The organism is Variovorax defluvii, from assembly GCF_039541515.1.
Taxonomy (GTDB): Bacteria; Pseudomonadota; Gammaproteobacteria; order Burkholderiales; family Burkholderiaceae_C; genus Variovorax; species Variovorax defluvii.
Window position 1 is genome coordinate 553 of record NZ_BAABGJ010000077.1, and the last position, 14,231, is coordinate 14,783.

The window sequence follows — 14,231 nt, forward strand, 5'->3', positions numbered from 1 at the left end:
CCAACAAGCAAGGCCAAAACAAAGGCCCAAGAGCCAAATTCAAGGCTCCCGCGCCAAACAACCAACAACGCAAAAACAAGGAAACAGCGCCCTCCCCCCTTGAAGAGAGAAGCAGGTCAACACCCGACATCAGTCGTCTCATGCCTGCCACGCCAACGCCACATAGACGGCGAGCTCGCACACCTGCTGCGTAGCGCCCAGCCCGTCCCCCGTGAAGCCCTGCAGCCGCCGCAGCAGCAGCCGCGCCACCAGGAACGCGCCAAGCCCGCAGGCCAGCAGTGCAGTTGCTGCCCGCATCGGCGGATGCGTCGCCAGCAGCAAGGCCGCGGCCGGCAGCGCATACAGAGCGCCCACCACCAAGGCCCCACCGCCGATCGCGTCCGCCAGCGGCTTGGACTTGCTCGTCCCCTCGTTGCCGACGTGAGGCAGCCAGCGGATCAGGAACAGCGGCGCCAACCGCGACAGCACATGCGCCGCCAGCAAGGCGCTTGCCGCGATCATCGCGCCCTGCCCCGCCAACGCGGCCAGCAGTGCGATCTTCAGGCCCAGTGCCAGCACCAGCGCGATCGCACCGAAGGCCCCGATGCGCGAGTCCTTCATGATCTCCAGCGCGCGCGCACGGTCCGCGGAGCCGCCGAGGCCGTCGGCGACATCCGCCAGGCCATCCTCGTGAAAGGCACCGGTCAGCAGCACCGTCGCGATGGTCGACAGCAGCGCGGCAGCCGCGGCCCCCGCCATCCCGGGCAGCCCCGCCTGCGCGAGCAGGAACACGGCCGCCGCCACCGCGCCGACCAGCCATCCCACGCCCGGAAAATGCGCCGCGCTCGCCCGCAGCATCGCGGGACTGAAGCCGACCCAGCCGGCCAGCCGCCCCGTCACCGGCACGCGCGTGAAGAACTGCAGCGCCAGCAGGAAGTGGCGCAGGCCCTGCATCATGCGTCCCGCTGCGACACGCCGGCCGATTCGAAGCTCGCCATCTCGCGCAGGATGCGGCAGGCCGATTCGAGCAGTGGCCAGGCGAGCGCGGCGCCGGAGCCTTCGCCCAGCCGCAGGTCCAGGGCCAGCAGGGGCGACAGGCCGAGCGCTTCGAGCAACAGGCGATGCCCCGGCTCCGCGGACGCATGCGCCGCCACGCAGCGCTGCACCACGTGCGGACGCAACGCGTTGGCCACCAGCACGGCGGCGCCGGCGATGAAGCCGTCGACCACGATCACGCGCCGTTCCTCGGCTGCCTGCAGCACGGCACCGACCAGCGTGGCGACCTCGAAGCCACCGAAGGCCGCGAGCGCGCCCAGCGGCGTGCCCGCGTCGGCATGCAAGGCCAGCACCTCGCGCAGCAGCGCGCGCTTGCGCGCCAGGCCGGCCGCGTCGAGGCCGGTGCCGCTGCCGGTGCAGGCATCGATGTCCAGCCCCGCCAGCCGCGCCAGCAGCATCGAGGCGGCGGAGGTGTTGCCGATGCCCATCTCGCCCAGCAGCACGGCATTGCCCGGCAGCCCGCGCACCAGCGCCATGCCATTGGCGATGGCCTGTTCGCATTGCGCGGCGCTCATCGCCGGGCCGGAAGAGGCGTCCGCGGTGCCCGGCGCGATGTTGCAGAGCCGCAGGCCCACCCGCGGCGCGAAGTCATGCCGCACGCCGCAGTCCACCACCGTGAGCGCGAGCCCGTGCTGCCGTGCCAGCACGCTCACGGCAGCCCCGCCGGCGAGGAAGTTCTCCACCATCTGCCAGGTGACGTCGCTCGGGAAGGCCGAGACGCCGCGCGCCGCCAGTCCATGGTCGCCGGCACAGACTAGCATCTGCGGCGCCTCCAGCGCCGGCGCCTCGCTGCCGAGGATCAGCCCGACCCGCAGCGCCAGCGCCTCCAGCCGGCCCAGCGCGCCCAGCGGCTTGGTCTTGTGGTCGAGTAGGTGTTGGAGCCGCGCAGAGAGCGCGGCATCGTCGATGGCCTCGACGGCGGGGAGTTCAAGTGTCATTCGATCAGGCCGCGCAGTGCGCCGGCTTCAAAGTGCGCGTCGATCCGGTCGGCCAGACCGTCGAACACGGACGCCAGCGTGCGCGCACGCGCGCCGAACAGCGCCTGCAGCACGGCCGGGTCCTCGAACAGGCCGTGGAGATACAGGCCCAGCACGTTGCCGCGCGCGTTGCGCCAGGCCAGGTCCTTGGGCATGGCCGGGTGCGCAGGGTCGCCGGCAGCCGCCATCGCGGGATGGGGCGCGGTCTGCCCGTGGTGGATCTCGTAGCCCCGCAACGCCACGCCGGACAACGCAGCCCAGCAGCCCTCGAGCGCACCGAAGCGCGTCTCGCGCAGGCGCACCGTCTTGTCCTGCGCGAACACGGTCACCAGCGGCAGCAGGCCGAGACCCGGCGCGTTGCCGTCCACGCCATGCGGATCGATCAGGGCCTCGCCCAGCATCTGCAGCCCGCCGCAGATGCCCAGCACCGCGCCGCCTTGCGCGGCATGCGCTGCCACGGCGCGGTCGAGCCCCTGCGCACGCAGCCAGGCCAGGTCGCCGCTGGTGTTCTTCGAGCCGGGCAGCACGATCCAGTCCGCGCCGGCCAGTTCGGCGGGGCTGCGCGCCCAGCGCAGGCGCAGGCCCTCGATGTTCTTCAGCGGCTGGAACTCGTCGAGGTTGCTGATGCGCGGATAGGCGACCACGGCCACCGTGAGGCGCACCTCGCCCGGCGCGCTGCCGCGCTCGTCGAACACGCCATCCTCCTCGGGCAGGCCGTGCTGCCACCACATGGGCAGGGTCGCGACGGTGGGCACGCCGGTCAGCTCGCGCAGGCGAGCGGGCGCGGGTGCGAGCAGCGCGGCATCGCCGCGAAACTTGTTGAGCACGAAGCCGGCCAGGCGCGCGCGGTCGGCTTGGGGCATCAGGGCCCAGGTGCCGTACAGATGCGCGAAGGCGCCGCCGCGGTCGATGTCGGTCACCAGCAGGCAGCGCGCATCGGCATGACGCGCCACACGCAGGTTGACGATGTCGCTGTCCATCAGGTTGATCTCGGCCGGCGAACCGGCGCCCTCGATCACGACGACATCGTTGTCGGCGCGCAGTTCGTCGAGCGCCTGCGCAATCTGCGGCCACACGCGCTCGCTGCGGCCGCGCCAGGGCATGGCCGTCAGTTCGGCGCTGACCTGGCCCATCAGCACGACCTGGCTGTGCGTGTCGCGTTCGGGCTTGAGCAACAGAGGATTCATGCGCACGTCGGGTACGGCGCGCGCCGCCAGGGCCTGAAAGTATTGCGCGCTGCCGATCTCCCCGCCGGCCACCACGCGCGCGTTGTTGCTCATGTTCTGCGCCTTGAAGGGCGCGACCTTCAGGCCCTGACGCGCATACCAGCGGCACAGGGCAGTGGCCAGCCAGCTCTTGCCGGCACCGCTGGTGGTGCCCAGCACCATGACGCTGCGGGCCTTGAGGCGCCCGGTTCTCTCGTTCATGCCGGCATTGTCGTCGACCGGCACGACCCCTTGCCGCGTCACCGCGCCGGTCTGGACTGAGGCCGGCTTTCCCAGCTGGCGCTCAGCGGGCCGCCACCTGGGCCGCGGGCGCGGCCTGCGCCACCGCATCGCCGGCCGTCCAGCCGCCGCCCAACGCCCGTATCAAGCCCACGGTGGCCTGGTACTGCGCGGACCGCACCTGCAGCGCCTGGCGCCGGTTGCGCAGTTCGCTGCGGCGCGCATCGAGCAGGTCGAGCTGGCTGATGTAGCCGTTGCGGTAGCGCGTGTCGGACAGCTGCGTGGCCCGCGTGGCCGAGGCCACCGCCTTGCCCTGCACTTCCGACTGGGCCTCCAGGATGCGCAGCGAGGACAGCTGGTCCTCCACGTCCCGGAAGGCCGTCAGTACCTGTTCGCGGTAGCCGGCGAGCGCGCCGTCGAGCTGGGCATTCGCCCCCTGCACGCCGGCCTCGCGGCGGCCGCCGTCGAGCAGCGGCAGGGACAGCAGCGCGCCGATGCCCCACGAACGCGCCGACCACTTGAACAGGTCGCCCAGTTCCGACGAGGCATAGCCGGCGCCGCCGGTCAGCGAGATGTTCGGGAACCATGCGGTCTGCGCCACGCCTACGCGCGACTGCGCCGCCAGCACGCTCTTCTGCGCGGCGGAGACATCGGGCCGGCGCGTCAGCACCGTGGCCGGCACCCCGGCCGGGATCACCGGCAAGGCGGTGGTCCAGCGCTCGGTCTTCATCTCGAAGCTGGACGCGGCCTCGCCGGTCAGCACGGCCAGCGCATGCTCCAGCTCGGCGCGGCGGCGGTCCAGCGTGAGCGCGTCCGATTCGGTGGAGGCCATCTCGGTCTCGACGCGGGCGACGTCCAGCTCGGCGATGTCGCCGGCCTGATGGCGCTGCTGCGTGAGGCGCAGCGTGTCACGGTAGGCCTCGACGGTCTCGCGCACCAGTTGCCGCTCGTCGTCGATGGCGCGCAGCGCCAGGTAGGTCTGCGCGGTTTCGGCCTGCACCAGCAGGCGCGTGCTCTGCAACAGGCCTTCGCGCGATTCGGCGTCCAGGCGGGCGGCGTCGCTGGCCTTCGAGAGACGGCCGAACAGGTCGAGCTCGTAGGAGAAGTCCAGGCCCGCGCTGATCAGCGTCGAGGGCTGCGTGCTCTGGTTGCGGTCCAGCCCGCGCTGCCGGCTGGCGCCCGCGCCCAGGCCGAGCTGCGGGGCGCGGTTCGCATCGGCGCTGCGCACCAGCGAGCGCGCCTCGGCCAGCCGCGCCGCCGCGGCCTGGATGCTGTTGTTGGCGCTGTCGGCGCGCGCGACCAGGGCATCGAGCACCGGGTCGTTGAAGGCACGCCACCATTCGCCGCGCGGCTGCGCCTCGGCGGGCCTGGCGCGGGTCCACTGCCCTTCGGCCGGCGCTGCCGCCTGTTCCTTGAACTGCGCCGGCGCCTGCACGCTCGGCGCCTCCGGCACGGCGGTGGCGCAGCCGGCCAGCACCAGGGCCGCCATGAGCGGCACCAGCGCCGCGCGCAAGGGCCGGATGAAAGTGCTTCGATCGAGTTTCATGATCCGCTTTCTTCAGTCTGGAGAGCCAACGCCCTCGTTCATTCGTGCGCCTTCAAGGGCGCCGCCGGCTGGGGCCGCAGACCGCCCCCGCCACCGGCATGGCCGGAGGCGCCACCGCCTGGATGCGCAGGATGGTCGGCCGAGACGAAGCTGTCGTCGTCCGCCATGCGGGGCACCTCGCCGTGCAGCTTGAGCGGCCTGTTGCCGGTCAGCCTGCGCAGGGCCACGTAGAACACCGGCGTCAGGAACAGGCCGAAGGCCGTCACCCCGATCATCCCGGCGAACACCGCCACGCCCATCGCCGAGCGCATCTCGGAGCCCGCGCCCTTGGCCAGCACCAGCGGCAGCACACCCATCACGAAGGCCATGGAGGTCATCAGGATCGGGCGCAGCCGCAGGCGGCTCGCCTCGATCGCGGCCTGGATCGGCGTTCGGCCGGCGAATTCCAGCTCGCGCGCGAACTCCACGATCAGGATCGCGTTCTTCGCCGACAAGCCCACCAGCACGATCAGCCCGATCTGCGTGAAGACGTTGTTGTCGCCGCCGGAGATCCACACGCCCGTCATCGCGGCCAGCAGGCCCATCGGCACGATCAGGATGATCGACAGCGGCAGCGTCAGGCTTTCGTACTGCGCGGCCAGCACCAGGAACACCAGCAGGATGGCGAGCGGGAACACCAGCACCGCCGAATTGCCGGCCAGGATTTCCTGGTAGGTGAGCTCGGTCCATTCGAAGCCCACGCCCGGGGGCAGGGTCTCGGCGGCGATGCGCTCGATCGCGTCCTGCGCCTGGCCCGAGGAGAAGCCGGGCGCGGGCGCGCCGTTGACGTCGGCCGAGAGGTAGCCGTTGTAGCGCATGGCACGTTCGGGGCCGAAGCTGGAGCCCACCTTCATCAGCGCCGACAGCGGCACCATCTCGCCGGTGTTGGAGCGCACCTTCAGCAGGCCGATGTCCTCGGCGCGTGCGCGGTACGGCGCATCCGCCTGCACCCGCACGGTGTAGGTGCGGCCGAACTTGTTGAAGTCGTTCACGTACAGGCTGCCGAGGTAGACCTGCATGGCCTCGAAGATGTCCGTCACCGGCACGCCGAGCTGGCGCGCCTTGGTGCGATCGATGTCCGCGTACAGCTGCGGCACGTTGACCTGCCAGCTCGTGAACATGCCGGCCAGCTCGGGCGCCTGGCGCGCCTTGGCCATGAAGGCCTTGACCGCCGCGTCCATCTGGTCGTAGCCCACCGAGCCGCGGTCCTCCAGCTGCAGCTTGAAGCCGCCCGTGGTGCCCAGGCCCGCCACCGGCGGCGGCGGGAACATCACGATGAAGGCGTCCTGGATGCCGGCGAACTGCTGGTTGAGCTGGCCCGCCACCGCGGCGCCGCTCTGGTCGGCACGCCGGCGCTCGTCGAAGGGCTTGAGCGTGGCGAACACGATGCCCGAGTTGGAGCTGTTGGTGAAGCCGTTGATCGACAGGCCCGGGAAGGACACCGCGTCCTCGACGTTCGGGTTCTTCTTGGCGATCTCGCCCATGCGCTGGATCACGTCCTCCGTGCGGTCCAGCGTGGCGCCGTCGGGCAGTTGGGCGAAGCCGATCAGGTACTGCTTGTCCTGCGTCGGCACGAAGCCGCTGGGCACCGCCTTGAACAGGCCGAAGGTCAGGCCCACCAGCGCCAGGTAGATCACGAGCATCAGCGTCTTGCGCGAGATCACGCCCTTGACGCCGCTGCTGTAGGCCTCCGAGCCGCGGTGGAAGACCTTGTTGAAGCCGCGGAAGAACCAGCCGAAGGCGCGGTCCATGCCGCGCGTGAGCGCGTCCTTGGGCTCGTCGTGCCCCTTGAGCAGCAGCGCGGCGAGCGCGGGCGACAGCGTGAGCGAGTTGATCGCCGAGATCACCGTCGAGATCGCGATCGTGACCGCGAACTGCCGGTAGAACTGGCCGGTCAGGCCGCTGATGAAGGCCAGCGGCACGAACACCGCCACCAGCACCAGCGCGATCGCGATGATCGGGCCCGACACTTCGCGCATGGCGCGGTAGGTCGCCTCGCGCGGGGTGAGCCCGGCCTCGATGTTGCGCTCGACGTTCTCCACCACCACGATCGCGTCGTCCACCACGATGCCGATCGCCAGCACCAGCCCGAACAGCGACAGCGCATTGATCGAGAAGCCCAGCACGTGCAGCACGGCGAAGGTGCCGACCACCGACACCGGCACGGCCAGCAGCGGAATGATCGAGGCGCGCCAGGTCTGCAGGAACAGGATCACCACCAGCACCACCAGCACGATGGCCTCCAGCAGCGTGTGCACCACCGACTCGATGGAGGCGCGCACGAACTGCGTCGGGTCGTAGGCGATGCGGTACTCCACGCCCTCGGGCATGTTCTTCTTGATCTCGTCCATCGTCTTGCGCACGTTGGCCGAGATGTCGAGCGCGTTGGAGTTCGGCGCCTGGAACACGCCGATGCCCACTGCCTGGTCGTTGTTCAGCAGCGAGCGCAGCGAGTAGTCGGCCGCGCCCAGCTCGATGCGGCCCAGGTCGCGCAGACGCGTGACCTGCCCGTCGGCGCCGCTCTTGACGATGATGTCGCCGAACTCCTCTTCGTTCTGCAGGCGCCCCTGGGCGTTGATGGACAGTTGCATGTCCACGCCCGCCAGGCCCGGCGAGGCGCCGACCACCCCGGCCGCGGCCTGGATGTTCTGGCTGCGGATGGCCGCCACCACGTCGCCGGCCGACAGGCCGCGCTGCGCCACCTTCTGCGGGTCCAGCCAGACGCGCATGGAATAGTCGCCGCCGCCGAAGATGTTGACTTGGCCCACGCCCTCGATGCGCGCGAGCCGGTCCTTGACGTTGAGCACCGCGAAGTTGCGCAGGTAGTTGATGTCGTAGCGCTCGTTGGGCGACACGAGGTGCACCACCATCGTGAGGTCGGGCGAGCTCTTGATCGTGGTCACGCCCAGGCGCCGCACTTCCTCCGGCAGGCGCGGCTCGGCCTGCGTGACGCGGTTCTGCACCAGCTGTTGCGCCTTGTCGGGGTCGGTGCCGAGCTTGAAGGTCACCGTGAGCGTCATCACGCCGTCGGTGGTGGCCTGGCTGCTCATGTAGAGCATGTTCTCGACGCCGTTGATCTGCTCCTCGATCGGCGTGGCCACCGTCTCGGCGATCACCTTCGGGTTGGCGCCCGGGTACTGCGCGCGCACCACCACCGAGGGCGGCGCCACTTCGGGGTACTCGGAGATCGGCAGGCCGCGCAGGGCGATCAGGCCGGCGATCAGCATCAGCAGCGAGAGCACGCCCGCGAAGATCGGCCGATCGATGAAGAACTTCGATAGATTCATGATGTGAATTCCCTCCGGTTGCCGTCGTCCATCAGGACTTGGCGGCGCTGGCCACGCTCTGGGCCTGCGCTTCGGTCTTGCCGTCCATGCTCACGGCCGTCGGTGCCACCAGGGCGCCCGGCCGGATGTGCTGCAGGCCGTTGACGACCACGCGCTCGCCCGCCTTCAGGCCCTTGGTCACCACGCGCAGGCCGTTGGCCGGCGCGCCCAGCGTGACTTCGCGCCACTCGGCCTTGTTGTCCTCGCCCACGACCATCACGAACTTCTTGTTCTGGTCGGTGCCGACCGCGCGCTCGCTCACCAGCAGTGCGGTGTCGCTCTTGGCCTGGCCCATGCGGATGCGGGCGAACTGGCCGGGGATCAGCAGGCCGTCCTTGTTGTCGAATGCGGCGCGCACGCGCACCGTGCCGCTCCTGGCGTCGACCTGGTTGTCGATCAGCTGCAGGCGGCCTTCGTAGGGTGTGCCCTCGAGGCCGGCCGTGCCCATCTGCACCGGGATGCCATCCAGCTTGCCGCGCGCGGCGGCGCCGGCCGGCAGTTCCTTCAGCGCCTTGACCACGACCTGCTCGTCGGCGTCGAAGCTCGCGTAGATCGGGCTGACCGACACCAGGGTCGTGAGCACCGGCGCGCCGGGGCCGGCGGCGACCAGGTTGCCCACGGTCACTTCCAGCTTGCCGACGCGGCCGGCGACCGGCGCCTTCACCTGGGTATAGCCCAGGTTCAGGCGGGCGCTCTGCAGTTGGGCCTGGGCGGCGCGCAGGCTGGCCTCGGCCTCGCGGTGGGCGTTGATGCGCTCGTCCAGCTCGCGCTGGGCGATGGCCTTGTCGTCCCACAGGCGCCGGGCGCGCTCCTGCTCGCTGCGCGTGAAAGCGGCGCGGGCCTGGGCCGAGGTGACCTGCGCCTCGGCGCGCTCCACCTCGGCGGCGTAGGGCGCCGGGTCGATGGTGACCAGCAGGTCGCCCTGCCTGACCAGCGCGCCCTCGCGGAAATGAACCGTCTGCACCGCGCCGGACACGCGGGAGCGCACGTCGACGCGTTCCACCGCCTCCAGGCGGCCGGAGAACTCGTCCCAGGTGTTGACCTCGGTGGCAGCCACCACGGCCACCGACACCGGCGTGGCACGCGGCGCCGCGACCGCCGGCGCGTCGTTGGCCTCGGCCTTGAAGCTGGGGAATCCGAGCAGCACCGCCGAGGCGACGGCCACCAGGGCCGTGACGCCGGTCACGGCGGGCCAGACGCGGCGGCGGAGGTTCGACTTGTTGTTGGTTGGCAGCATGGTGAAGGTCCTCGTGATGACTTTTGGAAAACAGGAGCCCGTCCCGCCGCGGTGGCGGCAGGAAGGCGACAGCCGGCCCTGCCGGGGTTGCCGGCGGTCCGAACAGACTTCGAGAAAGGGTCTACCGGCGCAGCCGGCCGGGCCTACGCCGGGGGCGGCAGCGGCGGCACCGTGGAAGCGAAGAACGCGCGCAGATGCCCACCCACTGTCTCCGAGCACGCGCATTCCCCGGACGCGGGGTCGTACAACTCGTCCGGACACCGGGCCGACGAAGGCAGCAGCGCCTCCGTCACCGGGATGCCGGCTTCATGCAGGCGCCGCGCGAAGCTCAGGGCCTCGTCGCGCATCGCATCGTCCTGGCCGACCAGCACCAGGGTCGGCGCCAGTTCGGCCAGGCGCAGCGCCGCGCCCGGCACCGCATAGGGGTGCGTGGCGTTCATCGGGCTGCTCAGGTACTCCTGCCACCCCGAGGCCCAGCGGCAACGCACGACGTCGGTCGAGGCTTTGCGCAGCGAGAGCGTGCCGGCGCAGGGGTCCAGCATCGGCGACAGGAGGATCTGGCCGGCCAGCGGCGGATGGGCCCGGTCGCGCGCCATCACGCCCACCGCGGCGGCCACGTTGCCGCCGGCCTCCTCGCCCGCCAGGTACAGGCGGGCGCCCTTGCCGGCCAGCTTGGCGCGGTGCTTGTAAGCCCACTCCAGGGCCGCGAAGCCGACCTCGATCGGCTCGGGGAAAGGCTTGAGCGGGTAGTCCACCGACAGCACCACCGCCCCGGCACCGGCCAGCATCCGCGCCACGTTGCGGCCCTCGTCCAGGCCGCCGCTCACGAAGGTGCCGCCGTGGAAATGCACGACCAGCGGCGTCGACGCGGCGCCCTTGCCCTTCTGGCCGTAGAGACGAGCCTGCACCGGCTCGCGCTCGGGCAGGGGCATGCTGATGTCGGTTTCGAGACCCGACGCAGCAGCGGCCGGCGTGGCCGCGACGGCTTCGGCAGGACGCGGGATGGGGCGGGTGGACATGAGGCAGGCTCGGGATGTGAACGATGGTTGAATGTTAAGGGCCTCGCTGGCTGCCACAACCAGCCGTGGACCGTTACTCTGTTTCCAATCGACTAACAATCGGCTAATACACCCCATGTGAGAATCCGCGCCCGCCCTTTTCGTGTGCGGGTTACCCCTAGGAGCATTCATGGATCAGATCCAGGCCATGCGGATCTTCGTCCGCGTCGTGGAAGCCGGCACCTTCACCCGTGCCGCAGACTCGCTCGGACTCCCCAAGGGCACGGTCACCAAGCAGATCCAGGCGCTGGAGTCACGTCTGCACGTCAAGCTGCTGAACCGTACCACCCGCCGCGTGACCGTCACGCCGGACGGCGCCGCGTATTACGACCGCACGGCCAGGCTGTTGAACGACTTCGACGACATCGAGGCCAGCATGACCAACGCGCAAGCCAATCCCACCGGGCGGCTTCGCATCGACGTGGGCTCCTCCACGGCGCGCATGATCATCCTGCCCGCCCTGGCCGGCTTCTGCGACCACTACCCCGACATCCAGGTGGACCTGGGCGTGAGCGACCGGCCGGTGGACCTGATCAGCGACAACGTGGACTGCGTGATCCGCGCGGGCGACCTGACCGACCAGTCGCTGGTGGCCCGGCGCATCGGCACGCTGGACTTCGTGACGGTGGCCTCGCCGGCCTACGTCAAGCGCTACGGCATCCCGCAGCACCCCAGCGACCTGGAAAAGCGCCACCACGTGGTGAGCTACTTCGCGGCCGGCACCCGGCGGGTGTACCCGCACGAGTTCCGCAAGGGCGAGGAGCACATCGAGATCTCGGCCCCGTACCGCGTCTCGGTGAACGAGGCCAACGCGCACCTGGCGGCCGTGCTGGGCGGCTTCGGCATCTCGCAGTGCGTGCGCTTCATGGCCGATCCGCACATCGCCTCCGGCGAGCTGATCCAGCTCCTGCCGGACTGGACGCGGGAGCCGCTGCCGGTGCACGTGGTGTATCCGCCCAACCGGCACCTGAGCGCCAAGGTGCGGGTGTTCGTGGACTGGGCGGCGGACTTGTTCGCGAAGAATCCGGCGCTGCAGCGGCGCTGAACGGCTGCCGTCAGCGCAGCGCGCGCCAGGCCTCGCCCAGCGCCGCCTGGCTCGCCGGCGGCAGCACGCCCAGGCGCACGTGGCCCGGCAGGCCGAAGGAAGCGGTGTCGCGCAGTTGGACGCCTGCTGCGCGCAGCGCGGCCGCACGCGGGACACAGGGCGTCTCGGGGCGCGCACAGAAGTAGTTGGCGGTGCTCGGCAGCACCGTCCAGCCCATGGATTCGCACAGGGCCCGTTGCGCCGTCTTCCAATCGCGCAGCTTGTCGAGGCTGCGCGCCAGCCACGCGCGCGTCTCGTCCCGCGTCCATGCATCGAGCAGGGCCACGCCGTGCGCGCCCAGCGAGGGCCTTGTTCGGCGTCCACAGCTGCCAGGCGCGGTCGCGTTGCGCCGCGGCGAGCGCCAGGCGGCCTTCGAGGCGCAGCGGCTCGTAGGCCAGGTCCAGCACGCAGGCGGCGCCCGCGGACGCTGAACCGTCGACGAGCGCATCCAGCGCCGGCTGCGCCTGTCCCAGGGGGCTGGAGGGGTCGCAGCACCAGACGAGCGCGCAGCCTGCGGCTGCCTCGGGTTCGCGCCTCAGTGTGCGTTGCCATGCCATGGCCGCCCGCGCGTAGTCCCCGTAGGAGTGCCTGGGCAGCCAGACCGCACCCTCGCCCTGCTGCGCGACCGCGGCGGTGATCCGCGCGATGAATTCGCTCGCGCTGGCGGCGACCACGATGCGACCGGCGTCCACGTCATGGAAGCGCCCGAGCGCCTCGCGCAGCGCCGTGTAGCGCGGGTCGGGGTAACGGGCGGGGTCGGCTTCGTGCAGCGCGCGCAGTGCCACGGGGCAAGGGCCGCAGGCGTTCGCGTTGGTGGAGAAGTCATGCGGCGCCGCGCCGCGGGCATCGGGGCCGCCGTGCAAGGCCGGGGCTTCGGCGGGTGGGTGCGCCATGCTCATGCGTGGCCCCATGCCGCCGGAACGAGGAGGACGGCCGACGCGAGCAAGGCCATCCGACCGACCGCCCTGCTCCCGATGTCGGCCGCCTGCCGAGTGTCGGCGGGCGTGGGCACACGCCCGCCCGCGTTCAGCACGTAGACAGCCGGCTTGGCCAGCCGCACGCCCAGCCGCAACGCCATGGCGGCCATGGGCCAGCCGCTGTTCGGCGACGGCGTCCGGGCCGCCTCGCGCCGCACCCCTGCCAGGCCGGGCGCCCACAGCAGCAGCGCCGTCAGGCGTGCCGGCAGCCAGGACAGCAGGTCGTCCGCCCGCGCGGCCCACTTGCCGGCCCACTCCCACACACGGCCGTCGCGGGTGCCGCGGTAGCCCCACATCGCATCGGCCGTGTTGGCGAAGCGGTAGAGCGCGGCCCCGGGCAGGCCCAGCAGGAGGAACCAGAACAGGGGCGCGATCACCGAGTCGTTGAGGTTCTCGGCCAGCGATTCGATGGCGCTCTCGCGCACCTGTCCTTCGTCGAGCGGCCGCACGTCGCGGCTCACCAGGCGCGAGAGGCGGGCGCGGCCTTCGTCGAGGGAGCTCGCCAGGGCGCTTTCCACCGCAAGCACTTCGCCGCGCAGCATGCGCCAGGCGAGCAGGGGCTTGAGCGCCAGAGCCAGCGCCGCGGCCTCGGCCCATGCAGGCAGGCTCGCGCACACGAGGCCGACGAGGGCCGCCAGGAGGACGACCACCGTCGCGCCCAGGCACCAGGCGAGCATGCCGGTTGCGAAGGCCCTTGCGCTGAGTGATGCCCTTCCACCGGTCGGGGGCGCGATGCGCCGGCCGGTCGCGCACAGGTAGCGGCCCATCCAGACCACGGGGTGCCAGCGGGCGGGGGGCTCGCCGAAGCAGCGGTCGACCGCCAGGGCGAGGCAGAGGGCGGCGGCGTGGATGAGGGAGTCGGTGCTCCCACCCCCGCCCTCCCACGGGGCTGGGAAAGGCCAGAACGGGGACATTCAGTCTTCAATGCCCCGCTGGGCAGGGATGCCGGCCTGGAAGGCGTGCTTGACCATCGTCATCTCGGTCACGGTGTCGGCGAGCTCGACGATCTCCGGCGGACAGCGGCGGCCGGTCAGGACCACGTGCACCTCGCGCGGCCGCGCGCGCAGGGTTTCCAGGACGCCTTCCAGGGGCAGCCAGCCGTAGATCAACGGGTAGGTGATCTCGTCCAGCACCACCAGGAAGTGCTCGCCCGACAGGATCGCCGCCCTGGCCTTCTCCCAGCCCCCGCGGGCGAGCTGCGCGGAGCGCTCCAGGTCCTGGCTCTTCCAGCTGAAACCGTCGCCCAGGCCTTCGATGGGAACGCCGATCTGCTCGAACATGCGGTGTTCGCCGAAGCGCGCGCTCGGCACCTTCATGAACTGGAAGATCTTCACCGCCTTGCCGCGGCCGTGCGCGCGCAGCGCCAGGCCGAAGGCGGCCGTGCTCTTGCCCTTGCCGTCCCCGGTGTGGACGATGACCAGGCCGCGGCGCTCGCCCTCGGGCTTCTCGTAAGGTTTCTCGGTGGGTGGGGTTTCGACTTGCATACCGTGTCCTTTCCGGATGTTCC

Annotated in this window: 10 protein-coding genes and 1 pseudogene; 1 reads left to right on the plus strand and 10 read right to left on the minus strand. The window is 71.1% G+C overall.

The window, feature by feature from the left end:
• Positions 1-138: 138 nt before the first annotated feature.
• The 7 genes from ABEA07_RS22040 to ABEA07_RS22070 form a co-directional block, all read right to left on the minus strand.
• A complete protein-coding gene (locus ABEA07_RS22040) occupies positions 139-933 on the minus strand; it encodes an adenosylcobinamide-GDP ribazoletransferase (RefSeq protein WP_345540606.1) in 795 nt (264 codons plus the stop codon).
• Complete coding sequence (gene cobT / locus ABEA07_RS22045; RefSeq protein ID WP_345540546.1) at positions 933-1,973, minus strand: nicotinate-nucleotide--dimethylbenzimidazole phosphoribosyltransferase; 1,041 nt, start codon at positions 1,971-1,973, stop codon at positions 933-935. Before cobT ends, ABEA07_RS22040 begins: the two co-directional genes overlap by 1 nt.
• The gene (locus ABEA07_RS22050) at positions 1,970-3,439 is read right to left on the minus strand and encodes a cobyric acid synthase (protein ID WP_345540547.1); all 1,470 of its coding nucleotides are present in this window, start codon (positions 3,437-3,439) and stop codon (positions 1,970-1,972) included. Before ABEA07_RS22050 ends, cobT begins: the two co-directional genes overlap by 4 nt.
• Before the next feature lie 82 nt (positions 3,440-3,521).
• Positions 3,522-5,003 carry an efflux transporter outer membrane subunit gene (locus tag ABEA07_RS22055; RefSeq protein ID WP_345540548.1) on the minus strand — a complete coding sequence of 494 codons (1,482 nt, stop codon included), beginning with the start codon at positions 5,001-5,003 and terminating at the stop codon, positions 3,522-3,524.
• Positions 5,004-5,041: 38 nt separating this feature from the next.
• Positions 5,042-8,329: an efflux RND transporter permease subunit gene (locus ABEA07_RS22060; protein WP_345540549.1), complete on the minus strand. Its 3,288-nt coding sequence runs from the start codon at positions 8,327-8,329 to the stop codon at positions 5,042-5,044.
• Positions 8,330-8,360: 31 nt separating this feature from the next.
• On the minus strand, positions 8,361-9,605 hold the full coding sequence (locus tag ABEA07_RS22065; RefSeq protein ID WP_345540550.1) for an efflux RND transporter periplasmic adaptor subunit: 1,245 nt from the start codon (positions 9,603-9,605) through the stop codon (positions 8,361-8,363).
• A 143-nt stretch (positions 9,606-9,748) separates the two neighbouring features.
• Positions 9,749-10,624 carry an alpha/beta hydrolase gene (locus ABEA07_RS22070; RefSeq protein WP_345540551.1) on the minus strand — a complete coding sequence of 292 codons (876 nt, stop codon included), beginning with the start codon at positions 10,622-10,624 and terminating at the stop codon, positions 9,749-9,751.
• A 169-nt stretch (positions 10,625-10,793) separates the two neighbouring features.
• On the opposite strand from ABEA07_RS22070, the gene ABEA07_RS22075 reads away from it, so the two are divergent.
• Entirely contained in the window at positions 10,794-11,708 is a 915-nt protein-coding gene (locus ABEA07_RS22075; protein ID WP_345540553.1) for a LysR family transcriptional regulator, read from the plus strand.
• 10 nt (positions 11,709-11,718) lie between these two features.
• Here the strand turns inward: ABEA07_RS22075 and ABEA07_RS22080 are convergent.
• The 3 genes and pseudogenes from ABEA07_RS22080 to cobO all read right to left on the minus strand — a co-directional run bounded on the left by ABEA07_RS22080 (position 11,719) and on the right by cobO (position 14,208).
• Positions 11,719-12,640 (minus strand): annotated as a pseudogene (locus tag ABEA07_RS22080) (aminotransferase class I/II-fold pyridoxal phosphate-dependent enzyme).
• 2 nt (positions 12,641-12,642) lie between these two features.
• A complete protein-coding gene (gene cbiB / locus ABEA07_RS22085; protein ID WP_345540554.1) occupies positions 12,643-13,638 on the minus strand; it encodes an adenosylcobinamide-phosphate synthase CbiB in 996 nt (331 codons plus the stop codon).
• Positions 13,639-14,208: a cob(I)yrinic acid a,c-diamide adenosyltransferase gene (cobO, locus tag ABEA07_RS22090; protein ID WP_345540555.1), complete on the minus strand. Its 570-nt coding sequence runs from the start codon at positions 14,206-14,208 to the stop codon at positions 13,639-13,641.
• Positions 14,209-14,231 lie beyond the last annotated feature (23 nt).

Bases quoted from the DNA above. Each gene is read 5' to 3' on its own strand.
- ABEA07_RS22040 (WP_345540606.1), bottom strand. From the start codon at position 933: ATGCAGGGCCTGCGCCACTTCCTGCTGGCGCTGCAGTTCTTCACGCGC.
- cobT (WP_345540546.1), bottom strand. From the start codon at position 1,973: ATGACACTTGAACTCCCCGCCGTCGAGGCCATCGACGATGCCGCGCTC.
- ABEA07_RS22050 (WP_345540547.1), bottom strand. From the start codon at position 3,439: ATGAACGAGAGAACCGGGCGCCTCAAGGCCCGCAGCGTCATGGTGCTG.
- ABEA07_RS22055 (WP_345540548.1), bottom strand. From the start codon at position 5,003: ATGAAACTCGATCGAAGCACTTTCATCCGGCCCTTGCGCGCGGCGCTG.
- ABEA07_RS22060 (WP_345540549.1), bottom strand. From the start codon at position 8,329: ATGAATCTATCGAAGTTCTTCATCGATCGGCCGATCTTCGCGGGCGTG.
- ABEA07_RS22065 (WP_345540550.1), bottom strand. From the start codon at position 9,605: ATGCTGCCAACCAACAACAAGTCGAACCTCCGCCGCCGCGTCTGGCCC.
- ABEA07_RS22070 (WP_345540551.1), bottom strand. From the start codon at position 10,624: ATGTCCACCCGCCCCATCCCGCGTCCTGCCGAAGCCGTCGCGGCCACG.
- ABEA07_RS22075 (WP_345540553.1), top strand. From the start codon at position 10,794: ATGGATCAGATCCAGGCCATGCGGATCTTCGTCCGCGTCGTGGAAGCC.
- cbiB (WP_345540554.1), bottom strand. From the start codon at position 13,638: ATGTCCCCGTTCTGGCCTTTCCCAGCCCCGTGGGAGGGCGGGGGTGGG.
- cobO (WP_345540555.1), bottom strand. From the start codon at position 14,208: ATGCAAGTCGAAACCCCACCCACCGAGAAACCTTACGAGAAGCCCGAG.